This is a genomic window from Streptomyces sp. NPDC014889 (assembly GCF_043081205.1).
Taxonomy (GTDB): domain Bacteria; phylum Actinomycetota; class Actinomycetes; order Streptomycetales; family Streptomycetaceae; genus Streptomyces.
Genome location: NZ_JBIBWH010000012.1, coordinates 132,652 through 155,438 on the forward strand (window position 1 = coordinate 132,652; position 22,787 = coordinate 155,438).

Below are 22,787 nucleotides of genomic sequence, written 5' to 3' on the forward strand. Positions count from 1 at the left end.
AGGGCTGGTTCGCGGCTGCCGGGGCGCGGAAGGGCGCGCGGTACGGGAGGGGCCGGGACTCAGGAGGGGCGGCGGACGAGTTCCACGCCCAGCAGCTCCAGACGGACGGCCCCGTCGGCGTCGATGAGCGCCGCATCGCAGCGCGCCCCCGTGCTGTGGACCTTCCGGCCCCGCAGCACACACCGCACGGTGCCCTCCACCGGGCCGCGCCGGTGCACCCTGCACTCCGCCACGGCCATCGGCAGTGTCGCCGCCCCGAGTGCCTCCTGCGCCCAGACCAGGGCGAGTTGGAGCGCGCCGTCCACGGCGGCCGGGTCGAGCGGCCAGTGCTCGCCCGGCCACTCCAGTACCCGTACGCCCGCGACGACCGCCTCGGCACCATGCTCCGAAACCCCGTGCAGCGAGCGGACGCAGTGGAACCGGGGGCCGTGGAAGAGGCTGTCCCCGTCGTACAACTCGGCGCGGTCCAGGGGCTGGAGGTCCTCCGGGCTGCTCCACGCGGCCGGATCCGGCCCCTCGGCCCCGGTGTCCAGAACGGCCCGGAAGTGTGCCACCCCGCCGTCGCCCCGCAGTTCCGCCTCCAGCCCCGACGGCGAACCGGCCGCGCCCCGGCTGCCGTGCAGGGTGAGCCGGTGGCCCGCGCCGGCCAGTTCGGGCAGGGCGCACTTCCTGTACACCCGCAGGTCGCGCAGGACGACGGGGCCGGCGCCCGGCAGCCAGGCGGTGGCCGCCCCGGCGAACCAGTTCAGGACCGTCGCCACGGGAAGCACGGGCACCCCGGTGACCGCGTGGTCGGCCAGCTGCGGCAGGCTGTCCGCCCGGACCAGCAGCTCGGCCGGACGCGGATCGCCGGCCGGGGACAGGGCCTCCGGATCGTCCCCGGCCACCAGGACGACGCGGGCCGCACCGGGGGAGCCGTCCAGTTCGGCCGTGAAAGCGGCCGCCCCCTGCTCCAGAGGGATCAGCGGAACCCCGGACCGGCCGAAGTGCCCGGCCAGAGCGGGCGTGACCATGCCGCCGCGCCACGGGCCCCAGGCGACGCACCGCACCAGGCAGCCGGGGCGGCGGGCCTGCTCGGCGGACGCGACCTGAGCCAGGATCTCGTTGGCCATGGCGTAGTCGCTCTGCCCCGCGTTGCCGAACACGGCGGCCACCGAGGAGAACAGGCAGATCACGTCCAGCGGATCGTCCGCCGTCGCGGCCAGCAGCGCGCGCAGACCGTCCACCTTGGTGGACATCACCAACTCGACCTGCTCGTCGGTCTTGTCGGCGATCAGCTTGTCGGCCAGCACTCCCGCACCGTGCACGATGCCGGTGACCGGTCCCCACGCGTTACGTACGTCGCACAGTGCGGCGGCCACCGCGTCCTCGTCGCGGACGTCCACCTGGACGTACCGGACGGCGGACCCCGCCTCCTCCAGCGCCGCCAGCGTCGCCCGCACCTCGCGCGCGGCCAGGATCTCCCGGGCCCGCGCCGCGATCCGGGCGGGCGAGGAGTCCACCGCGTCCTCGGTGCAACGCTCGGCGAGCAGCCGGGTGAGCGCCGGTTCGTCGGCTGCCGACGCGAGCCCTTCCGGCTCGGGCACCGGTGCCGTCCTGCCGAGCAGCACGATCCGCGGCCGGTGGGTCCTGGCCAGGTCCAGCAGCGCGGCGGCGGTCACCCCGCGGGCCCCTCCGGTGGCCACGATCACCGACTCCGACGTGATCCGCCGGGTACTGTCGGGCGTCACCGGCGTGGGCACCGACCGCAGGGTGGTGCGGGTGCCGTCCGCGCGGAGACCCACATCCAGGTCGGGGCCGCCTTCCAGCAGCTCCCGCACGATGGCCTCCGCGATCTCCTCGTCGCTGCGGCCGCCCCGCTCGCAGTCGACGGCCTTGACCGAGGCACCCGGCCACTCCTTCGCCGCGGTCCTGGTCAGACCGGCGACCCCGCTCAGCCATGCCCGGTCGGCCGCGTGACCACCGAGCCCGAAGTCGCCCCCGGTGTCCTGCACGGTCACGAACACTCCGCCCCGCTCGGCCGTTTGCGCCGCGATCGTGCGCGCCGCGCCGAACACCGACCGGTGGACCTCCCGCGCCTCGTCCGGCGCGCCGCTCCCGGTCAGCCCGCCGAGGTGTACGACACCGCGCGCGTCCCCGGGCACGTCCGCCACGGCGGTGGCGTCCACGCCGTGCTCCGCCAGCTTCCGCGCGACGAGGCCGGTGAGCCCGGTGCCGTCGGGGCTCCCGCCCGTCACCACGAGCGGTCCGTCCAGGAGCCCCGCCATCGCCAGACCGGACGCCGGTGACTCCGCCACGCACGGCACCAGCCTCGTCAGCGCCGTCTCCTGCCGGGACTCGGTGCGCATGGCGGGGATTTCCGGGACGGCGGGAATCGCGGTGGTGACGGGAGTCCCGGGGGCGGAGGGGCTCCCAGGGACAGGGACGGAGGGGGACCGGGACACGGACGGCGAGTCCGGTGCCGACGGGACGCCGGGCTGCCGGCCGACCGCCGTGAGCGCCTCGACGATCGCGCGCAGTGTGCGGAGCTTGCCGAGCTCTCCGACGTCTCCCGTCGCGACGTCGCCGACGCTGCGGCGCACGGCCGACAGGATCTCGACCCGCTTGATCGAGTCGACGCCGAGATCCGCCTCCAACTCCATGTCGACATTGAGCATTTCAGCCGGGTAGCCGGTGAGCCGGGCCACCACCGAGAGCAGGAGTTCCTCCAGCGCGGGCGCCGACAGGGGCGCGCCATCGGTGGCCGGGGCCGGGGGAGCCACCGGGACGGCGGCCGGAGCCCGGTCCTCGGTGGTGACCGGTGCGGGTGACGGCGCCTCGCCGGGCCCGGCGGGTACGAAGGCGGGCGTGGTCGCGGGAACGCCGGTCGTCACGGGGGCCGGTGTCACGGGGGCCGGGGCCTGCCGAGGCGCCGGAGGACGGGGGAGCGGCAGCGGTGCCGGCGGAGCCGGGGCGTCGACCAGACCCGTGTCGCCCTGGACCCCGAGCATCGCGGCCAGCGTGGTCTCGGTCATCCGCAGAAAGGCCATATGGCTGTCGGTCAGCATGCGTTGACAGGCCGCGTGGGCCTCCGCCGTGTGCCGCTGGACGCTCTCCACCGCGGTGTACCACTCGGCTCCGAGGACGGCTCCGGGCTCGGCACCGTACGGGGACACGGCGTCGTGGGCGGGCACGGGGTCGTACGCGGGCACGGGGTCGTACGCGGGCGCATGGTTGGGCGACGGCTCGGCTTCGTACGCGGGCATGGGAACCACCGGGGTGTCGGGGGCGGGGGCGGGGGCGGGGGCGGGGGCGGGGGAATGGGCAGGGGCGGGTGCGGGCTCGGGCATGGGCCCGAATGGTGATGGCGCGGCGCTCTCGGTCCGGGGCGGGTAGAGCTGACCGTGGTTCGCTCCGCTGATCTTCACGGTCATCCGGGGCGCGTGCTCCTTGGCGGGGGTCCCGGGCACGGCGTACGGCGCCCAGAGGGGATCGAAGTCGAGAGGGACGCCGCGTACGGCGAGTTCGCCGAGCGCGGTGTGCAGGGTGGTGATCCCGCACCGGTCGGGCCGGTCCAGGGGGACGGCCGCGTGCTCGCGGTCACCGAGGATCTGCCCGACCAGGCCGGTCAGCGCGGTGCCCGCGCCGACCTCGACGAAGGTCCGCACCCCCGCCGCGTACATCGCCTCGACCTGGTCCTGGAAGAGCACCGGTGAGGCCGGATGGCCGGCGATGCGGCGGCGCACCTCGTCGGGCGACGACGGGTACGGTGCCGCGTCCGCGTTGCCGTACACCTCGATCCGTGGCTCCGTGAGCGGGACCGTGCGCAGGAACGCGGCGAGGGGCTCGCCGGCCGGGGCGACCAGCGGGCTGTGGAACGCGGTCGACGTGGCCAGCCGGCGCGTGCCGACGCCCTCGGCCGTGAACGCCTTTTCGGCGCGTTCGACGGCCTCCTTCGTGCCCGAAAGAACCACCTGGCGCGGGGAGTTGAGGTTGGCCGGCCAGATGTCGCCGAACCCGCCGGCGGCCAGCACCGACACCACGTGCTCGCGGTCCGCCGCGACGGCCAGCATCGCGCCCGGTACGACGGCCGCGTCCCGCATCAACTCACCGCGCCTGCGGGCCAGACCGACCAGCACGTCGGCGTCCAGGGCACCCGCGCGGTGCAGCGCCACCAGCTCACCGAAACTGTGGCCCGCCACGCAGTCCGGCCGCAGTCCGAGATCCCGCAGTACGTCCAGCAGCGCGAGCGCGTGCACCGCGAGCGCGGGCTGCGCCCACTCGGTGGCGGCCAGGAGCTCCGCCCGAGCCGTGCGCTCCTCGTCGGTGAAGGCGGGCGGCGGGAACACCACCCGGTGCAGGGGCCGTCCGTCGAAGCTGGTGCCGCCGAGCCGGTCCCACACGGCCTGGGCGGCCGGCGAGAGCATGGCGAGGTCGGCGCCCATCCCCACGTACTGGGACCCCTGCCCGGGGAACAGGAAGGCGAGACGGCCGGGTGCGGGCTCCCCGACGGCGTACCGGATGCCGTTCGGTGTCGACAGGGCCGTGCCGGGCCGCTGCCGGATCAGCGCGAGCGCCTGCGCGTGCTTCTCCCGCAGGTCCTCGGTGTCCGTGGCGACGACGGCCAGCCGCACCGGGTCGGCGGGCGAGAACGCGCGGTGGCTCTCCCGGGCGAGCGCGGCCAGCGGACGGTCGCCGTCGATCTCCGGCGGCACCAGGTCGGACGGTGCCGCGCCGCTGAACAGGACGAGTTCGTTCGGCACGGAGCGATGGCGCGGTGGCACCCGGGCCGGGGTGCCCGAGGGCACGTACTCCTCGAGCGTGACGTGGAAGTTGCTGCCCCCGAAGCCGAAGCTCGACACCGACGCGCGGCGCGGATGACCTGCGGGCCGCACCCACGGCCGGGCCTCGGTGTTGACGTAGAACGGGCCGTCCGGGTCGGCGGCCGCCGGGACCGGCCGGTCGACCTTGATGGTCGGCGGCAGCACCTTGTGACGCAGGGCCATGACCGCCTTGAGCAGCCCCGCCGCGCCCGCCGCGCACTTGGTGTGCCCGATCTGCGACTTGACCGAGCCGAGCGCGCACCACTGCCCGTCCCTACGCGGCCCGTCTGTAGGCTGCCCGTCCTTGTGCGGTCCCTCCGCACGCGGTCCCTCCGTACGCCCCGGCGCCCCGAACACCTCGCGCAGTGCGGTCAGTTCGGCGGCGTCCCCGGCCTTCGTGCCGGTCCCGTGCGCCTCCACCAGCTCCACGGTCCGCGGGTCGTAGCCCGCCTGCTCGTACGCGCGCCGCAGAGCCCGTGCCTGACCGTCGGGAAGCGGCGCGTAGATCGCCGTACTCCGGCCGTCGGAGGAGGTGCCGATGCCCCGGATCACCGCGTGGATCCGGTCGCCGTCCCGCTCCGCGTCGGACAGCCGCTTCAGGGCGTACATGACGACCGCTTCGCCCAGCATGGTGCCGTCCGCCGCGTCCGAGAACGGACGGCAGTCACCGGTGCGGGACAGCGCGGGCGTCTTGGAGAAGCACAGGAACATGCCGATGTCGTTGCCGGTGTCCACACCTCCGCTGATCACCAGGTCGGCCCGCCCGAGCGCCAGTTCACCGACCGCCGTGGACAGGGCCGCGAGGGAGCTGGCGCAGGCGGCGTCGGTGGTGTGGTTGATGCCGTGCAGGTCGAACCGGTTGGTGATCCGGCCCGCGACGACATTGCCGAGCAGGCCCGGGAAGGTCGACTCCTGCCAGGGGCTGAAGTGAGCCGAGATGCGGTCGCACACCGTCCGCGCCTCGGCCTCCGCGAGACCGTGCTCCCTCAACGCCTTCAACCACACCGGGCGTTGGGCGCGCCCGTACATGTGCGGAAGGAGTTCCAGGGCGGCAGCGCCGAGGACGACTCCGACCCGGTCCCGGTCCATGTCCGACAGACCGCCGACGTCGGTCAGCACCTGGTCGGCGACCATCAGGGCGAGCAGTTGGGAGGTGTCCGTCGCGGACAGGCCGGCGGGCGGCACACCGTACGCCAGCGGGTCGAAGTCCACCTCCGGCAGGAAGGCGCCCCGGCGGGCGTACGTCTTGTCCGGGGCGGCCGGGTCCGGGTCGTAGTGGTCCGCCACCAGCCAGCGGGAGGCGGGTACGTCGGTGAGCAGGTCCCGGGCGCCGGTCACGATCCGCCAGTAGCCGGCCGCGTCCGTCGCGCCGGGCACCAGGGCCCCGACACCGACCACGGCGACGGGCACCTGCCCGGGGACGGAAGCGGACACGGCATCTCCTCGGGGATGGACGGCTGTTGCTGACGCCTCCGGGACACGGGGGCCGCTCATGCCAGCCCGCTCGGGATGTAGGCGAACGCCTCGGGAGGCAATGGGACTCCATAGGTGCGCAGTTGATGGGCGCGGGTGAGCACCGCGGCGCCTTCGAGCAGGTTGAGCGCGATCTGCACCACGGACCGGTTCGCCGGTTCGGCCAGGAACGAGCCCGCGACCCAGCGGTTGAACGCGCCCATCGCCGGACCGCACCAGATCTGGTAGTCGGCACGCCGCGCCGACTCCCCGCTGATCGCCCACCGGCTGGAACTGCCCAGGTACCAGCGGAAGACCAGCGCCATACGGTGCTTGGGATCGGCCTCCGCACGCGTGATCTCCGAGGGGTCGCGCCGCTCCCAGAACGCACGAGTACGCTGCCAGACCTCGTCGAACGAGGCACGCAGCACATCCCGTTCGATCACGGCGCGCACCGGCGGCGGGATCTCCTCCAGCGAGCCGTGCGCCCGGTACGCCGCCTGAAGCCTGGCGGCCCGGTGGGCGAACATCGTTCCCCGGGACAGCACTTGCAACGTGACCCCCAGCTCGAACATGTCCGCCGCCGGTGCCATGGCCACGTCGGCGACATCCGCCTCGCAGAGCATCGCCTTGGCCTCGTCGGACAGGCCCGCCTCGACGGCCGTCTGGTTCACCGATCCGACGACCACGTAGGACGCGCCGAGGGCGAAGGCGGCGGCCACCGCGTCCGGCGTGCCCAGCCCGCCGGCCGCGCCGATCCTGACCGGCCGGGGGTGGCCGAACCGCCGGCACAGGGCGTCGCGCAGCAGGACGATCCTCGGCAGCAGGGCAGACAACGGCCGGTTGTCGGTGTGACCTCCGCTGTCGGCCTCCACGGTGATGTCCTCGGCCACCGGCACCAGGGCCGCCAGACCGGCTTCCTCCGGGGTCAGCCTCCCCTGGGCGACGAGCAGGTCCAGCAACGCGGCAGGGGCGGGGGAGAGGAACCTCTCGGCCACCTCCGGCCGGGAGACCTTGGCGAGGATCCGCGTACGCCGGACGATCCCGCCGTCGGCGCCCCGGCGCAGCCCCCGGGCCGAGCACAGCACGACGGCCGGGGTCAGCTCCATGAACGCCGACGCCGAGATCCGGGGCACGCCGCAGCGCAGCAGCAGCTCGGCGACGCGGAACTCCAGGGCGGGCTCGGCCGGTGAGTGGATGAGGTTCACGCCCCAGTTCGGACGGGACCGCAGCTCCTGGGCCAGCGCGTGCACGGCCCGCTCCACCTCGGCGTACGCCAGGCCGCCGGCGCCGAAGAAGCCCAGCATCTCCGCCCGGGCCATCGCCGACACCATCCGCGTGGTCGCGATGCCGTTCGCCATCTCGCCCGCCACATAAGGGAAACGGACGCCGTGCGCCTCGCAGAAGGCGCGCCCGCCGAGCCACTCGGGGTACAGCGGCGGCAGCGTACCGAGCACCGGGCCGTCGGGGAGGGGGCCGGTCGCGAGCCCCAGCTCACGGCCGCTCGGCCCGCTGACGACGTGTACGGGTTCCCGGATCCGTCGGGCACGGGCGGCGATCTCCCCGAGGGAGAAGACCGGCGGGGACGCGGCGGGGGCGCCGGGAGGGGAAAGGACGGGCACGGAGGGGCTCCAGCGGGAGAGGAGGACGAGGTGCGCGGGTCAGGCGTACCGGACGGACGAGAAGGCGGCGGCGGGGATGGGCGACGGCCCGGCGGCGACCGGATCCCTCGGGGCCAGGCCGGACCACAGGTAGTCGAGGTCCACCCGGCCGGAGGCCGCCGACGGACCGAACAGGGCCCGGACCCGGGTGTCGTCGAAGCGCCGCCGGTGGGCCAGGTAGGCCGTCAGACCCGGATAGAAGTCCACCAGCTCCTCCAGCGCCGTCGGGTCGTCCGGCTTCGTGGCGACCAGGTCGATCGACACCTCGACCAGCCGCTCCAGCAGGGTCACGAGCGTCGGCACCGGCACGTCGCGGTCATGGACGACGTGGTACGTGTCGACTCCGCCCGAGGGCTCCCGGCCGGCCAGCCGCACCATGACGTCGGCCGCGTGGTCCACCTGCGTCAGGTTCAGCCGGCCGTGCGGATGCCCCACCAGCCGGATGCGGGGACGGGCACCCGGCCCGGCGCCGTCGTTCCCAGGCCTCTCGGGAGCGGCGGCGCCTCGCGCGTCGCGCAGGATCCGCTCGACGACCTGAAAGGGATGCGAGGGCAGTTCCGGGTGCGGAGCCTGGTCCGTGACCAGGATGCTCGGCCGCAGCACCACGACCGGACGGCGGTGCTGCCGCGACCACGCGTGGATCAGCACCTCCGCCTCGTACTTGGAGCGCTCGTAGGCGTTCTCGAAGCCGTACGCGTCGTCCAGCTCGTCCTCGTACGCCACCCCCTCACGCCGGCTTCCCGCCACGAAGGCGGTACTCACGTGGCGGACCACGGGTCTTTGGCGTCCGGCTGCGGCCAACTCCAGTACGTGCCGGGTCCCTTCGACGTTGGTCCGGCGCAGCTCGGGAAGCTCCGCCTCCAGGTTGATGCTGCCCGCGCTGTGCCAGACCACGCCGAGCCCGTCGGCCAGCTCATGGAACGCGCGCCTGGACAGCCCGAGGCCGGGCTGCTCCAACTCGGTCTCCACCACCCGCAGTCGGCCGGGGAGCCCGGCGACGAACGACGTCGGCGCGCCGGTCAGTTCGAAGAACCGGCTGATGCGGTGCAGCGCGTCGCCCGATCCAGCGTGGGCCAGGACCGTCACCGACCGGTGCGTGCCGAGCAGGCGGCGCAGCAGACGCAGTCCGAGGAATCCGGTGGCGCCGGTGAGGGCGACGTGCATGACCTTGGCTCCAAGGGCTCCGAAAGGGACAGGACCACGACCGCGGGCGAGCTCGGTGAAGGCGGGGCCGCTGCGGCGGCCGGGGAGCGGGACGCAGTCGACCGCCCCGCGGCGCGGCATGACACCGGCGGGCGCGGCCTGGTGATCGCCGGCGCAAGGCACACAGTGTCAGACGGCGGACGGTGACGGAGCTTCTGATCCCACCGGCTCACCTGAACGGATGACCCCAGGCCACTGGCCGTGCGTGTCCCGGACGTCCCTCCGACGCGCCGGTCACGAGCCCGGGCGCCCGGCAGTTCGGAAGCGACGGAGCAGCCGGTACCGAGCGGGCCACTGGAAGCCCTGTCCTCCTTTCGGATGATCTCGCCGGCGGTGGTGGCGTGGTGACTCCGGGCGGCTCGGGGTGGCTCCGGGCGGTTCTGCGCCCCCGCGTGCGGGTGGTGCGGGGCGTCGCGCCCGGTGCGGGGCGGTGGGCGCCCGTGCTCCGGGACGTCTGCTGGCGCGTACGGGCACCCACCGCATCCGGATATAAACCGTGTTGATCCAGGCCGAGGTGGCGCGTCCCGCGCTCGGTTCCGGATGGCCGACTGCCCGGCCTCGCCCCGTCTGCCCCTCCCTCGGCACGAAATGGAAGGTCCGCGATGCCCGCGTCCGTCCCCTCAGCTCCGTCCGGCCCGTTGCCCGGTCTCCCCACCCATACGGTCGACCGCGCGTTCCTGGGCATGGAACGCCGCCACCCCGACGCCCGCTGGGACGCCGGCGGCGTCGCCTACCTGAGCGGTCCGCCCCCGAGCCTGGCGGAGCTCCGCGCGTACGTGGGCTTCCGCCTGGGCCGGCTGCCCCTGCTCACGAGCCGGATCCAGGGCGGCGGCTCACGGCGCCCCCGGTGGCGTCCGGACCCGGACTTCAGCATCGACCGCCACGTCCACGAGGTGGTCGCCGACGGTCCCGAGGGATGGGACACGGCCCTGCACACCGCGCTCAACGCGCCGTTCGCGCCCGGCACCTACTGGGGCCTCTGGCTGGTCAACGGCCATGCGCCCGACGAGTACGCGCTGTGCTACCGCTTCCACCACGCCTGCCAGGACGGTTCGGCAGCCGCGATGACGTTCCGGGCCATGCTGGGCGAAGGGGAGGCCTCGGCCCGCCCGGTGCCCGGGAAGGGCCGCCCGGCCGGTCTGCCCCGGCGGGTGGGCACGGCCGTCGGGCTGGCCGCGAAGTTCATGGCAGGCTCCCTCGCCGTCCCCGGCCGCCGCCCGGACGTCCCCTTCGTCCCCACCGGGGAGCGGCGCCTGTGGCGGGGCCGGGTATCGGCGGACGTCCTCCGCCGGATCGGTGCGGCGCGTGGCGGATCGGCCCATGACGCCCATCTGGCCGCTCTCACGGGGGCGTTGTCGGCCTGGTCGGCCAAGTCCGGGGTTCGGCTTCCCCGGGTGACGGCTCTGCTGCCCGTCGACGCGCGCCGCCCGGAGGAGGAACAGACCTGGGGCAACCGCTGTTTCGCCCTGCCGCTGGAACTGCCCGTGCGGGCGGCCCCGGAACGCGGCACCCGGCCGCAGGACGGCGACGCGCCCCTGCGGCGGCTGGAGCAGGTCATGGCGACGACCCGGAGACTTCGGGGCGAGGCATGGCGGCAGGCCATCCAGGACCTGGTCCGTCACATGCCCGACCGCCCGACCGAGTGGTACCTGCGCAGGATGCTCTCCCCACGCGTCACGCAGGTGATGGCCACGTCCATGCCGGTCGCCGACAAGGGCAGCCTGGGCGCCACCCAGGTGACGGGCGTCGCCCTGCTGCCCCTGCTGGTGCCCGGACACCTCTTCGGCGTGGGCCTGTCCTTCTTCGGCAGCTCGGCCGAGGTGGCCTTCGTGTCCGACCGCGCCCTGCCGTTCGGGGAGTCGCTTCCGGAACTGTGGGAGCGGGCCGTGAGTGAGCTGGAAGGGGCCTCGACGCCCGAGTGAACACACCGGCATCCGGGGCCGCACCCAGCGTCCGGGTGCGGCCTCCGGGCCAACTCCTCCGTTGCAGCAGGCCACTTCGAGCCGCGCAGCGCTCAGACGGCGTCGGCCGCCGGGGCGGCGCCGGCCACGGCGGGCAGGCTCGGCACGGTGCCGTGTGCGCGACGCCTGCCTGCTCGGCGCTCGCGGCGCAGGGCTCTTCGGTAGGAGCGGAAGTCGATCTCGATCCCGTGGCGGTAGGTGGACACGTATGTCGTGCGATGGCGGCGCCACTCGCGCACGATCGCCCGTGTCATGTCCGCCGGTGACGGCAGGGCGACCGCGCCCTCGATCAGTTCGGCGATCCACTCCGCCTGCGGTTCGAGCAGCGGGAAGGCCGCACCGGAGGGCTGCGCGAGCCCCATGAAGTAGAGCCCGGGAATGCGGGGCGGGACCGTGCGCAGATAGAGCTCCGTGCGGCCGTCCGGGGCGGCGAACAGGGAGGGGTCCAGGAAGGGGAACGAGATGTTGTAGCCCGTGGCGTACACGACCGCGTCCACCGGTTCACGACTGCCGTCCGTGAAGGCTGCCGTGTCCCGGCCGAAGGAACGGACACCGGGCTTCGGCGTGACCGCGCCCCGGGCCAGTTGGACGAGGAGTTCGTCCGAGGTGGAGGGGTGGCGGGCGAGCGGCCCGCGGTCCGGTTCGGGGAGCCCGTAACGGGCCGGGGCACCGCGGCTGAGCCGCAGGAGGAACCGCAGCCCCGGGTCCTTCAGGAACCGCGGGAGATCGGACAGCGCGCTCCACACCAGATGGTCCGCCGGACGGCCGAGCAGTAACTTGGGGAACACATGCGGCACGTCGCGCGCGGAGAGGAACGTCCGCGCCGCCGTACGCGAGATCTCCGCCGCGATCTCGCACGCGGAGTTGCCCATGCCGATCACCAGCACCCGCAGCCCGGCGTACGGCTCGGGGACGCGGTAGTCGTGCGAGTGGATCGCGGTCCCCCCGAACTCCTCGGCACCGGGCACGGCGGGGTCCGGGAGACGCGGGTCCCAGTGGTGCCCGTTGGCCACCACCACCTCGCTGTAGCGCCGCGTCTCCTCGGCGGCGTCGGCGCGGCGCCGGCACACCACCTCCCAGCCGCCGCCGTCCAGGGGCCGCACCGAGGTGACCTCCGTGCCGCACATGATGTGGCGGTGCAGGCCGAACGACTCGGCGTAGTCCTCCAGATACGCCAGGACCTTGCTGTGGTGCGGAAAGACCGGGCAGGCCGTGGGCATGGCCAGGGAGGAGAAGGACATGCTCTCCTTCGAGATGTTCGCGTGCAGCGACGCGTACACCCCCGACATGCCGTTGTCGTTGCCGTACCGCCACAGTCCGCCGATGCCCGACCCGGCCTCGAAGCAGTCGAACGGGACGCCCCGCGAGGCGAAGACCCTGCTCGCGGCCAGGCCGGACGGACCGGCGCCGATCACACATGTTCTCCGCACGACTGACCGACCTTCCCGAACCGGAGCGGAACCGGGCGGCGGACCTGCCGGCACCCCGGTCCGGGCGACGCTAGCCGCCCCGGCTGCCGGGGAAGCCCGCTTCCACTCGCGAGACCGCCGCACGCGTGACGCGGCGGGCGCCGGATTGACGGCGTGGCACGGAGCGCCGTTTCCCTTGCCACGGCTGCTCGTTGGGCACGGGCGGCCCGGTTCCGCCGCCGTTTCGGAAGGTTCGGAAGACGCGGACCGGTTCCGCGGACAACCGGAAGACCTGGCACGACGGAGCAGCGCGATGGACGTCACAGATGTGCACCACTCCTACCGGCAGCACGCGGTTCTACGGGGCGTCGACCTCCGGCTGCGGCCCGGGGTGCTCGCCGGGATCGTCGGGGAGAACGGCGCCGGCAAGACGACGCTGCTGAAGATCCTCTCCGGTGAACTCAGGCCGGACCGGGGCTCGGTGCACCACAGCGGCAGGTTCGGCTACTGCCCGCAGTCCGTGGTCCTGGACGACTCCTTCACCGTCCGACAGCACCTGGACTTCTTCCGGCACGCCTTCGGACTCGCGGACCTGCGCCGGGCCGAGGACGTCATGGAGACCCTGGGCTGCACCGAGTACCTCGACCAGCGGGCGGGCCTGCTCAGCGGGGGCTCACGGCAGAAGCTGAACCTGACCCTCGCGCTCATGCACGACCCGGACGTGCTGCTGCTCGACGAGCCCTACCAGGGCTTCGACTGGGAGACGTACCTGCGCTTCTGGGAGCTGGCGACCGGGCTGCGCGACGCCGGGCGCTCGGTGCTGGTCGTCTCGCACCTGGCGTACGACATCGACCGGCTGGACCAGTTGTGGCGCCTGGAGGACGGGCGCCTGCACCGCCAGGACCAGGACCGGTGCGCGGAGGCGGCGGCATGAGGCGGCACTGGTCCCTGTTCACCACGGCCTCCCGGTACGCGCTGATCGGCCACGCCCGCAACCGGTTCGCGATGCTGCTGGTGGTGGTCTACATCCCCGTATGGATCGTCCTGGCCTACGTGACGATTCCCGACCGGCCGGCGCCGTTCCGGCTGCGGGCCACGGGCGAGGTGCTGACCCCGCCGGGCAACCATCTCACCCAGATCACCGGCGCGTTGAACGCGGTCACCCTGATCGCCGGATTCATGATGTTCGCCGCCACCTTCACGGGCGGAGCCTTCGACCGGCGCCTGGCCATGGCGGGCTACCCGCGCCACCACCTGGTCCTCGCCAAGCTCTCCGCGCTCACCCTGGTCTGCGCCGCCGTCGCCGCGTACGCCACGGCCGCTGCCGGGTTCGCCTGGTCCCCACGGCAGCCCCTGATGCTCGCCGCCGCGCTGTTCTGCGCCGCCCTGACCTACGGGGCGCTCGGAGTGGTCCTCGGCTCGGTGCTCCGCCGTGAGGTGGAGGGCATGTTCGCCATCCTGATGATCAGCATCATCGACGTCGCCCTGCAGAACCCTCTCTCAAGTTCCGGTTCGGACAGAACCGTTGTGCGCTTCCTGCCGTCGTACGGGGCCGTGCAGGCGAGCATGTCCGCCGCCTTCTCGACCGCGCCGGTGAGCCAGGGCCTGGCGATCCAGCTGCTGTGGCTGACGGGTGCGGCACTGGCAGGGTTCATGGTCTTCCGCCGCCGTACCCGCGACGCGCTCCCCCCGGAACGGGGCGCCGTGACCTGCGGCGGCCAATGATCGTTCTGTAGGCGGGCGTTGATCCGCCCCAGAGCCATCACGTTCTTCACGCAAGGAGCACACCCCCATGACGCTGTCGCGTACCGTCCAGCGCACGGTCCTCACCGCGGCCTTCCTGTCCGCCTCCGCCCTGGCCTTCCCCGCCTCGGCGCAGGCGGCCCCGCTGCCGCCCGCGTGCCAGGAGGCGCTGCTCACCACCCTCGACAAGTTCCCCGTCACGGACTTCACGGTCCCCGACAAGGTCCAGAGCGCCATGCTGGTCGAGGTCATGAACCTGAGCGACGCCGACCAGAAGGCCGTCACCCAGGAGGCGTGCGCGGCCTGGAACGACTGGGCCACCAAGAACGGCCAGGCGGTGGCCACGGACCTGGACACCCGCTACCGGAACGCCGCCGGACCCGCGTGCAACAAGTTCACCACCTCCGCCATCGGGACGATCAAGAAGTACGCCCCGAACATCCCTGCCCAGACGAGGGATTTGGAGAAGGTGGCCAAGAAGGTCTGGCAGAACACCATGCAGAAGCTCTCCGTGGAAGCCACCAACGCCGACTGCCGCAAGGCCTACAACGGCGTCAAGACCGGCTGGTAACAGGCCCCGGCGGATGACACCCCCGCCGGCCGCCTGCCCATTCCGCCCGTCGTCCGACCCCCGACGGCCTGAGCCGCACCGACCCGGGTCGTGTGCGGCTCGAGGGGTGACCGCACGTCACCCCTGTGCCGTTCGGTCTCGTCGGCCGGCATCGTGCCGATCACCCCCGACCGGCAGTCCGCAGGGCGGTGACGTCACCCGCGGTGCGGTGGTGATGTTTCCGGTGTCGTTTCGCCGGGCTCCTGCGCCAGTCGCGAGGGGACGTCCGTCCCGGTCGGCCGGTCGGCGGGGCGGGTGGCCAGGTAGAGCGCCGACGCGGCCATCAGGGCCGCCATCACGGCGAGTATGAGGCGATAGTCCACCAGCGCGATCAGAGCGGCTCCGGCGGCGATGGCCCCGGTCTGCGGGACTCCGATCAGCACGCTCAACGCGGCATCGGTCCGCCCCATCAGGGAGGCGGGCGTGCGCCGTTGGAAGAGGGTCATGACGCCCGCGATGATCAAAGGCAGGCTTGCGCCGATGAGTACGGTGCCCGGCGCGACCGCGAGCAGGGACGGGGCGGCGCTCAGGGAAAAGCCCGCGGCGGCGCAGGCCAGGCCGAGCATCACGGTCCGCGCTTCCCCCGCACGCCGCATGAACACCGCGGCGGCCACCCCGGCCGCTATGGCACCGACACCCTCCAACGAGCTGAGGACGCCGAGGAAGGGAGGTGGGCGGTGCAGCCCCAGATCGACGACGGCGAAGAGCACCGACTCGGAGAAACCGAAGGCGACGACGGCGAGCACCACGGCGACGGTCAGCTGGCGCAGGGCGGGGGTCCGCGCGATGTAACGGAAGCCGGCGGCGATCCGGGCGCCGGTCTCCTCCTGCCGCGTCGGCTGCGGGCGGTCCTCCCGCTGCCGGATCAGCGCAACGAGCAGGGCCGCGAGAGCGAAGGTCGCCGCGTCGCCCACCACCAGCGGGCCCAGGCCGAACGCGGACAGCACGCCTGCCCCCAGGAGAGGCGCGATCAGGCGCAGGCCCTGCAGCAGGGTCTGCAGGAGGCCGTTGGCATCGCCCAAGTGCTCCGGTGGGATCAACGTCTGGGTGAGCGCTGTCATGGCCGAACTGGTGGCGCCGCTGCCCAGCCCGTACAGGGCCATGACGACGTAACAGAGCCAGACGCTGTGACGGTCGTGCACCAGGAGCAGTGGCAGGACCAGCACCGTGGAGGCCAGGTTCAGGACGATCAGCAGTGGCCGACGACGTGCTCGGTCGACCAGGGCACCGCCGAGGGGTGCGCCCAGAGTGCCGAGGATGAAGGCGAAGAAGACCAGTCCGGCGGCGGAGTTGCTGCCGGTGAGCTCCTTGACCCGGATGCCGAGGGCGATCCACAGGGCGTTGCTCCCCGCCATGTCGATCAGTCTGGCGGCGACGAGCAGGCGGACGTCCCGGCGAGCGAGGAGGGCACGCACGGTCAGTCCTCCGGGGTGTGCAAGGCGTCGGCGGGGAACGTGAACTGGATCAGCTCCATGGCAACGGCGCCCTCGGGCCGCAGCGACGGATCCTCAAGGCGCTCGCGATAGCGAAAGAGCAGGGCGGTCAGCTCCTCCTTGAAGGTTTCGGCTTCCTCGGGGGTCAGGTAGAAGACCGACTCGGCAGCACTGGTGATCTTGTTCCAGTGCTCGGGGAACGCGTACCGCATCGCGCCGATCCTGCGGATGCGTTCCAGCCAGGAGTCCCACAGCACGGCACTGAGCGCCGCCGCGGCGATCGCCCCTGCCGGGTCGGACTCGTCGACCGTGAAGCCGATGTGAGCACGCCGCCACGGACGACTGCGCCCCGTGCCGCCTCCCGCCTCCTCGACGAAGCCGTACTTCGCCAGCGTGCGCAGATGGAAGGCGCAGTTCGTCGGGGACTCTCCCACCACCTCGGCAGCCTCGGTCGCGGTCAGCGGCTCGCGCCGGCCCAGAGCTTCGAGCAGGGCAAGGCGGGTGGGATGCGCGACGGCCCGCATGGCCTTCGGGTCGGTGAGCTTGCGGTGCTCGCGCGGAGCAGCAGCGCCTTCGTTATCGAAAGACATGTTTCGAGACCCTACTCTCGAAACATGTCTTTCGAAAGGGGCGGGACCGTGCAGGCGCTGCGGTGGAACGCCGTGTCAGTGGTCGTGTCAGGGGCGTGACAGGCGGATGACTGCCCCGGCAGGGACGGTGAGGGCATGAATAGTGCGGCGATCGCAGTCTCAGGGCTGCGGAAGGCATACGGCGACAAGGTCGTGCTCGACGGCATCGACTTCGAGGTGGCCGCGGGATCGGTGTTCTCCCTGCTCGGCCCGAACGGGGCGGGCAAGACGACGGGGGTGAACGTCCTGACGACGTTGATGCGGGCAGACGCCGGGACGGTCCGCGTCGCCGGGCACGACGTGGTGACCGCGACCAAGCAGGTGCGCGCGGTCATCGGCGTGACCGGTCAGTTCGCGGCCGTGGACGAACTGCTGTCGGGCCGCGAGAACCTTCGACTGATGGCGGACCTGAGGCGTGTGCGTTCCGGTGACCGCGTGGTCGCGGAGCTGCTGGAGCGGTTCGACCTGGCGGAGTCGGCGGACAAGCCGGCGTCGGCCTACTCCGGCGGTATGCGCCGGAAGCTGGACCTGGCGATGACACTGGTCGGGAACCCGCGGATCATCTTCCTCGACGAGCCGACGACGGGTCTCGACCCGCGCAGCCGGCGCACGATGTGGGGGATCGTCCGCGAGTTGGTGGCCGACGGCACGACCATCTTCCTCACCACCCAGTACCTCGAGGAAGCCGACCAGCTCGCCGACCGGATCGCGGTGCTCGACCAGGGCCACCTGGTCGCCCAGGGCACCCCCGAGGAACTCAAGCGCCAGGCCCCCGGCAGCCACGTCCGGCTGCGCTTCACCGACCTCCGCGAACTCGACGCGGCGGCACGGATCCTGCTCGGATCCACACGGGACGACCAGGAACTGACCCTGCGCGTGGCAAGCGACGGCGGCTCGAAGTCGCTCCGGGCCCTGCTGGACAGGCTCGACGAACACACCATCAGCGCCGAGGAGTTCTCCGTGCACACGCCGGACCTCGACGACGTCTTCCTCGCCCTGACCGGACGCACCAGCACGAGCACGAGCACGACCGCGAGCGCGAGTACGAGCACGGACACGAACACGGACACGGACACGGACACGGAGGCGATCGCGAAATGAGCACTGTCCCCACGGCGTTCGGCGACGCGGCCATCATGCTGCGCCGCAACTTAAAGCACACGGCCCGGAACCCGGTCACGGTGTTCCAGGCGGTCCTGTTTCCCATCGTGATGATGCTCATGTTCGTCTACGTCTTCGGCGGCGCCTTCAAGGTCGAAGGGAGATACGTCGATTACGCGGTGCCGGGCCTGATCGTGATGGCCATCACCTACGGGCTGGGGCCGACCGCGGCGGCCGTGAACGGCGACATGACGAAGGGCATCATCAACCGGTTCAAGGCCATGGACGTCTCTCACGGCGCCGTGCTGGCCGGACATGTCGTCTCCACGACGGTGCGCAGCCTGATCGCCGACGCGGCCATCATCGGCGTCGGCTTCGCGATGGGATTCCGCCCGCACGCGAGCTTCCTCCAGTGGCTCGCCGCGATCGGCGTCATGGTGCTGCTCGCCTTCGCCACCAGTTGGCTCACGGTCGCCATGGGCCTGGGCGCGAAGACCGCGGAGTCGGCGGGCCTGGCCACCGTGCCACTGATCATGCTGCCGTTCCTGAGCAGCGCGTTCGTACCCGCCGACACGATGGGGACCGGCGTGCGGCAGTTCGCGGAGTACCAGCCCTTCACCCCGATCATCGAGACGCTGCGCGGACTGCTGACGGGCAACCCGTCGAGCGGCGACGCGATCGGGGCCCTCGCCTGGTGCGCCGGGCTCGCCCTCCTCGGATACGTGTGGGCGGTCTCCGCGTTCAGGAAGCGAGCGTGACCTCGACCAGTTCGGACCAACTGGTCTCCGTTCCCTCCCGGGCCGCCTCGGCGAACCCCTCGTCGCCGAGGCGGTGCCGCGCGCTCCGCTCGATCCGGGCCACGTCCGGGTGGGAGCGGTCCGGCAGCCCGCGCACGCCCGCGCTCGCCGCGAGCAGCCGCGCCGCCTGCTCGTGCTCGTCGCGGCGAAGCGCCAGGTCCGCGACCCCGACGAGCACCCCCGCGATCAACGGCGCGTGCCTCGCCTCGGACGCCGCCTGGCAGGCCGCCGTGCGGTGCGCCCGTGCCTCGCCGAGGTCGTCGGCGAGGTAGCCGAGCAGGTCGTGCGTCACCGCGCGGATGTGCGCCCGCTCCGCCTCGTCGCCCAGTATGGTCGTCGCGACGTCGAGTTGCCTCCGTGCCTCCTCGGCATCGCCGCCCCAGCGGGCGAGTTCCGCCTTCGCGAGGGCCAACTCGGCCAGCGCGTCCGGCCAGGTGACCCGCTCCGCGCACCGCTGCGCCTCGGCGATCGCGGCCAGGCAGGCGTCCTCGTCGCCGAGCAGCCAGTACAACTGCGCCTGCCGCGACCGCATGCGGATCACGTCCTCGGTGGCGCCGACCTCGGTGACGACCGCGATCGCCTGCTCGAAGTGCTCGCACGCGGTGGCGAAATCGCCACGCATGGCGATCCGGTCCGCCAGCTCCGTCAGCGCGAACGAGATCCCGAACCGCTCGCCGAGCGCCCGGAACTCGGCGAGCGCCGCCTCCAGGTACGCATCCGCGTCCCGCCCGCCCTGCCCGAGCACGCTCCGCGTCTTGCCCAGTTGCAGCCGGGCCAGCGCGCGCACCCAGGGGTCCTCGTCGTCGAGCAGCGGTTCGAACGCGGACAGGAGCGCATCCGGCATCCGCACCATGCGTTCCAGCACCGCGACGAACCTCAGCGTCGGATGGCTGCCCGTACTGCGCAGGCCGAACCGGTACGCCTTGTGGATCCACTCGGCCGCCTGATGCGCGTCGCCCCGCCCGGAGCTCATGAAGTGCACGACGAGCCCGTACACCACGGCCCGGACGTCGTCGGTCACCTCGCCGGGCGTCCTGGCGGCCGCGGTGATCAGCTCAAGGCCCTCGGCCTTGTGGCCGCCGAGCCACCAGTACCAGCCCGCACCCGCCGCGAGCCGCATCGCCGCCTGTGCCTCGCCCGCCGCCAGCGCGCCCCGCATCGCGGCCCCGATGTTGTCGTGCTCGGCCTCGAGCCCGGCGAGCCAGTCCAGTTGCTCCGAGCGGCGCAGGTGCGGCTCCGCGGTCTCGGCGAGTTCGGTGAAGTAGGCGAGGTGCGCGTGGCGCGCCCGGTCCGATTCCCCCGCCTCCGTGAGCCGGTGCCCGGCGTACTCCTTGATCGTGCCGAGCATGCGGTAGCGCGGCGCGCTGCCGTCGTCGGTGACCAGGAGCGACTTCTCGGTCAGCGCGGTGAGCAGGTCGAGCACCTCGTCCCGCTCGACCGCGTCGCCCGCGCAGACCCGTTCGGCCGCTTCAAGACTCGCCCCGCCGGAGAACACCGAGAGCCTGCGCAGGACCATCCGCTCGGCCTCGGTGAGCAGCCCCCAGCTCCAGTCGACCACCGCGCGCAGTGTCCTGTGCCGCGGCAACGCGGTGCGGCTGCCGCTGGTCAGCAGGCGGAACCGGTCGTCGAGCCGGTTGGCGAGCTGGTCGATGGACATGGTGCGCAACCGGGCCGCTGCCAGTTCGATCGCCAGCGGCATCCCGTCCAGGGCCCGGCAGACACGTACCGTCGTCGCCAACGTGGAGGAGTCGGCCGCCAGATCCCGGCGCACCGCCCCGGCCCTGTCCCGCAGCAGCCGGACGGCGGGTGAGGACTCGATCTCGTCCGGGCCCGCGTCCCGGTGCGGCAGGGCCAGCGGCTCGGCCAGCCACAGCGCCTCCCCGGTGATGCCGAGCGGTTCCCGGCTCGTCGCGAGGATCCGCAGTCGCCGGCACTCCCCGAGCACCCGGTGGGCGAACACCGCCGCCGACTCGATCACGTGCTCGCAGTTGTCCAGGACCAGCAGCGCCTCACGCTCACGGACCGCGGCGATGAGCCGGTCCGTCAGCCCGGCGTTCGGGGCCCCGCCGAGGAGAGTGTCCCGCAGGCCCAGCCCGGCGAGCGCCGACTGCGCCACGTCGCCGTCCGCGCCGATGGCGGCGAGCTCCACCAGCCAGGCGCCGTCCGGCAGTTCGCCGAGCAGCGTACGCGCGGTCTCCGTGGCCAGCCTGGTCTTGCCCGAGCCGCCCGGCCCGATCACGGTGGTGAGGCGGTGCCCGGCGATGAGCTCACGGACCGCGGCGACATCGGCGTCCCGGCCGACGAAAGTGGTCAGCTCGGCGCGCAGGTTGGCCTTGCGGCCGGCCTCCCTCCGCCCCAACTCGCCCCGCAGGACCGCGAGGTGCAGCGCGGACAGCTCCGGTGAGGGGTCGGCGCCGAGCGCGTCGGCCAGGGCGTCCCTCGTGCGCTGGTACACCAGCAGCGCCTCGCTGTCGCGACCGGCGGCGACCAGGGCACGCATCAGCGCGGCCACGAGCCGCTCCCGCACCGGGTGCGCGGCCACCAGGTCCGTCAGCTCCGTGACCACCTCCGCGCCGCGCCCGAGCGCGACCTCCGCGTCGACCCGCTCCTCCGTGGCGGTCAGGCGCAGCCCGTCGAGCCGGACGACCGCGGCGTCGAACGCGGCGCTGTCCTGCAGACCGACGTCCTGCATGGCCGCACCGCGCCACAGTTCGAGGGCCTCGCGCAGCAGCGGCACGCGCCGGGAGACGTCCTCGGTGCGGGACTGGCCGGCCATGACGAGGCGTTCGAACCGTACGGCGTCGACGGCGCCGGGCTCCACCGGCAACCGGTAGCCGTCCGTGAGCCCTTCGACCACCGCGCCGGGCAGTGCCTTCCGCAGCCGGGAAACCAGGCGTTGCAGGGCGTTCGTCGCGTCGGCGGGCGGCTGCTCGCCCCAGATCCAGTCGATGAGCGCCGTCTTCGGGACCACCTGACCCGGCCGGAGCGCGAGGGCGACCAGCAGTCCGCGCAACCGCGCGCCCGGCACGTCGACCAGGAGGCCGTCGTCCGTGCGAACCTCCAGTGGACCCAGCATCCCGATCTGCACCCGCTGATTTTGCCACGGGCGTTCGGCGGTCATCTCCAGGACGACAACGCCTGGCAGACCGAGCCGTGCGCGGGACCGCGGTCAGCCCTTGCGGGCCAGCCCGGCGGCGATGAGACGCTCCCAGACGGTGAGTTCCCGTTCGCCGCCGCTCCAGGGTCCCTCCACCGTGTCGGGACGCCACAGGGGAGCGGGAACGATCCCGGGTTCGAGGATCTCCAGCCCGTCCAGCAGGGATGCGATCTCCTCGTCGGTGCGCCACCGGCCGCGGCCGAAGGTCTGCTGGAGCACCTTCTCGGCCTCCGCCGTCTCCGGGTTGTTGCCGGAACGGAAGTGGCTGACGAAGAAGTAGCTCCCCGGGGGCACCTGGTCCCGCCAGTAGCGGACGATCCGAGCGGGGTCCTCCTCGTCGTTGACGTGGTGAAGGATGGCGCTGAGCACAACGGCGACGGGCCGGTCGAAGTCGATCAGCTCCAGGGTGTCCCGGTGGGTACGGATGGCCTCGGGGCTGCGTACGTCGACCGGTACGACCCGGGTCCGGTCGTTCTCCTCCAGCAATGCCCGGCCGTGGACGAGCACTTGGGGATCGGTGTCGACGTACACCACCCGGGACTCCGGAGCGTGGCGCTGCGCGACCTGGTGGACGTTGTCGGCGGTCGGAAGTCCACTGCCCAGGTCGATGAACTGCCGTACGTCGGTGGTCGTCACGATCTCCTCGACCGCCCGGGTCAGTGCCGCACGGTTGGCGAAGGCGATGGCCACCGACCCGGGAAGGTCGCGTTTGAACACGTCGCCGATCTCCCGGTCCACGGCGTAGTTGTCCTTGCCGCCGAGCAGATAGTCGTAGACGCGGGCGATGCTGGGCTTGCTGGAGTCGATGGAGGAGCCGTCAACCGTCATG

At 72.8% G+C, this 22,787-nt stretch carries 14 protein-coding genes; 6 read left to right on the top strand and 8 right to left on the bottom strand.

Features of this window, described 5'->3' with window-relative positions; genetic code table 11:
- Positions 1–59: 59 nt before the first annotated feature.
- The 3 genes from ACF09J_RS24350 to ACF09J_RS24360 are packed head-to-tail and all read right to left on the bottom strand — an operon-like array spanning position 60 to position 9,079.
- Positions 60–6,236 carry an SDR family NAD(P)-dependent oxidoreductase gene (locus tag ACF09J_RS24350; RefSeq protein WP_392307541.1) on the bottom strand — a complete coding sequence of 2,059 codons (6,177 nt, stop codon included), beginning with the start codon at positions 6,234–6,236 and terminating at the stop codon, positions 60–62.
- A 56-nt stretch (positions 6,237–6,292) separates the two neighbouring features.
- Complete coding sequence (locus ACF09J_RS24355; RefSeq protein WP_392307542.1) at positions 6,293–7,876, bottom strand: PfaD family polyunsaturated fatty acid/polyketide biosynthesis protein; 1,584 nt, start codon at positions 7,874–7,876, stop codon at positions 6,293–6,295.
- A gap of 39 nt (positions 7,877–7,915) precedes the next feature.
- Positions 7,916–9,079, bottom strand: coding sequence for an SDR family oxidoreductase (locus ACF09J_RS24360; RefSeq protein ID WP_392307543.1), 1,164 nt, complete (start codon positions 9,077–9,079; stop codon positions 7,916–7,918).
- 641 nt (positions 9,080–9,720) lie between these two features.
- On the opposite strand from ACF09J_RS24360, the gene ACF09J_RS24365 reads away from it, so the two are divergent.
- Positions 9,721–11,040 carry a wax ester/triacylglycerol synthase domain-containing protein gene (locus ACF09J_RS24365; protein ID WP_392307544.1) on the top strand — a complete coding sequence of 440 codons (1,320 nt, stop codon included), beginning with the start codon at positions 9,721–9,723 and terminating at the stop codon, positions 11,038–11,040.
- A 92-nt stretch (positions 11,041–11,132) separates the two neighbouring features.
- Here the strand turns inward: ACF09J_RS24365 and ACF09J_RS24370 are convergent, their stop codons facing one another.
- Positions 11,133–12,494, bottom strand: a complete 1,362-nt coding sequence (locus tag ACF09J_RS24370; protein WP_392307545.1) for a flavin-containing monooxygenase — start codon at positions 12,492–12,494, stop codon at positions 11,133–11,135.
- Between the two features lie 307 nt (positions 12,495–12,801).
- On the opposite strand from ACF09J_RS24370, the gene ACF09J_RS24375 reads away from it, so the two are divergent.
- The 3 genes from ACF09J_RS24375 to ACF09J_RS24385 all read left to right on the top strand — a co-directional run bounded on the left by ACF09J_RS24375 (position 12,802) and on the right by ACF09J_RS24385 (position 14,802).
- Positions 12,802–13,422, top strand: a complete 621-nt coding sequence (locus ACF09J_RS24375; protein WP_392307546.1) for an ABC transporter ATP-binding protein — start codon at positions 12,802–12,804, stop codon at positions 13,420–13,422.
- A complete protein-coding gene (locus ACF09J_RS24380) occupies positions 13,419–14,213 on the top strand; it encodes an ABC transporter permease (protein ID WP_392307547.1) in 795 nt (264 codons plus the stop codon). Before ACF09J_RS24375 ends, ACF09J_RS24380 begins: the two co-directional genes overlap by 4 nt.
- A 67-nt stretch (positions 14,214–14,280) precedes the next feature.
- A complete protein-coding gene (locus tag ACF09J_RS24385; protein ID WP_392307548.1) occupies positions 14,281–14,802 on the top strand; it encodes a hypothetical protein in 522 nt (173 codons plus the stop codon).
- A 194-nt stretch (positions 14,803–14,996) separates the two neighbouring features.
- Here ACF09J_RS24385 and ACF09J_RS24390 read toward each other — a convergent pair whose 3' ends face one another.
- A complete protein-coding gene (locus ACF09J_RS24390) occupies positions 14,997–16,256 on the bottom strand; it encodes an MFS transporter (protein ID WP_392307549.1) in 1,260 nt (419 codons plus the stop codon).
- Positions 16,257–16,258: 2 nt separating this feature from the next.
- Positions 16,259–16,864 carry a winged helix-turn-helix domain-containing protein gene (locus tag ACF09J_RS24395; RefSeq protein ID WP_392307550.1) on the bottom strand — a complete coding sequence of 202 codons (606 nt, stop codon included), beginning with the start codon at positions 16,862–16,864 and terminating at the stop codon, positions 16,259–16,261.
- A gap of 135 nt (positions 16,865–16,999) precedes the next feature.
- Between ACF09J_RS24395 and ACF09J_RS24400 the strand changes: the two genes are divergently transcribed.
- Together ACF09J_RS24400 and ACF09J_RS24405 are read left to right on the top strand one after the other, a co-directional pair.
- Positions 17,000–18,004, top strand: coding sequence for an ATP-binding cassette domain-containing protein (locus ACF09J_RS24400; protein ID WP_392307551.1), 1,005 nt, complete (start codon positions 17,000–17,002; stop codon positions 18,002–18,004).
- Entirely contained in the window at positions 18,001–18,762 is a 762-nt protein-coding gene (locus tag ACF09J_RS24405; RefSeq protein WP_392307552.1) for an ABC transporter permease, read from the top strand. The genes ACF09J_RS24400 and ACF09J_RS24405 overlap by 4 nt, the downstream gene beginning before the upstream one ends.
- On the opposite strand, the gene ACF09J_RS24410 is transcribed toward ACF09J_RS24405, so the two are convergent.
- A complete protein-coding gene (locus tag ACF09J_RS24410) occupies positions 18,746–21,889 on the bottom strand; it encodes a BTAD domain-containing putative transcriptional regulator (RefSeq protein WP_392307553.1) in 3,144 nt (1,047 codons plus the stop codon). The two genes, ACF09J_RS24405 and ACF09J_RS24410, sit on opposite strands and share 17 nt — an antisense overlap.
- An 81-nt stretch (positions 21,890–21,970) precedes the next feature.
- Entirely contained in the window at positions 21,971–22,786 is an 816-nt protein-coding gene (locus tag ACF09J_RS24415) for an SAM-dependent methyltransferase (protein ID WP_392307554.1), read from the bottom strand.
- Position 22,787: the final 1 nt, after the last annotated feature.

What these genes read in the sequence shown, in the direction of transcription:
- ACF09J_RS24385 (WP_392307548.1), top strand. Translation starts at nt 14,281, where the DNA reads ATGACGCTGTCGCGTACCGTCCAGCGCACGGTCCTCACCGCGGCCTTC.
- ACF09J_RS24380 (WP_392307547.1), top strand. Translation starts at nt 13,419, where the DNA reads ATGAGGCGGCACTGGTCCCTGTTCACCACGGCCTCCCGGTACGCGCTG.
- ACF09J_RS24365 (WP_392307544.1), top strand. Translation starts at nt 9,721, where the DNA reads ATGCCCGCGTCCGTCCCCTCAGCTCCGTCCGGCCCGTTGCCCGGTCTC.
- ACF09J_RS24400 (WP_392307551.1), top strand. Translation starts at nt 17,000, where the DNA reads ATGAATAGTGCGGCGATCGCAGTCTCAGGGCTGCGGAAGGCATACGGC.
- ACF09J_RS24375 (WP_392307546.1), top strand. Translation starts at nt 12,802, where the DNA reads ATGGACGTCACAGATGTGCACCACTCCTACCGGCAGCACGCGGTTCTA.
- ACF09J_RS24405 (WP_392307552.1), top strand. Translation starts at nt 18,001, where the DNA reads ATGAGCACTGTCCCCACGGCGTTCGGCGACGCGGCCATCATGCTGCGC.
- ACF09J_RS24395 (WP_392307550.1), bottom strand. Translation starts at nt 16,864, where the DNA reads ATGTCTTTCGATAACGAAGGCGCTGCTGCTCCGCGCGAGCACCGCAAG.
- ACF09J_RS24415 (WP_392307554.1), bottom strand. Translation starts at nt 22,786, where the DNA reads ATGACGGTTGACGGCTCCTCCATCGACTCCAGCAAGCCCAGCATCGCC.
- ACF09J_RS24360 (WP_392307543.1), bottom strand. Translation starts at nt 9,079, where the DNA reads ATGCACGTCGCCCTCACCGGCGCCACCGGATTCCTCGGACTGCGTCTG.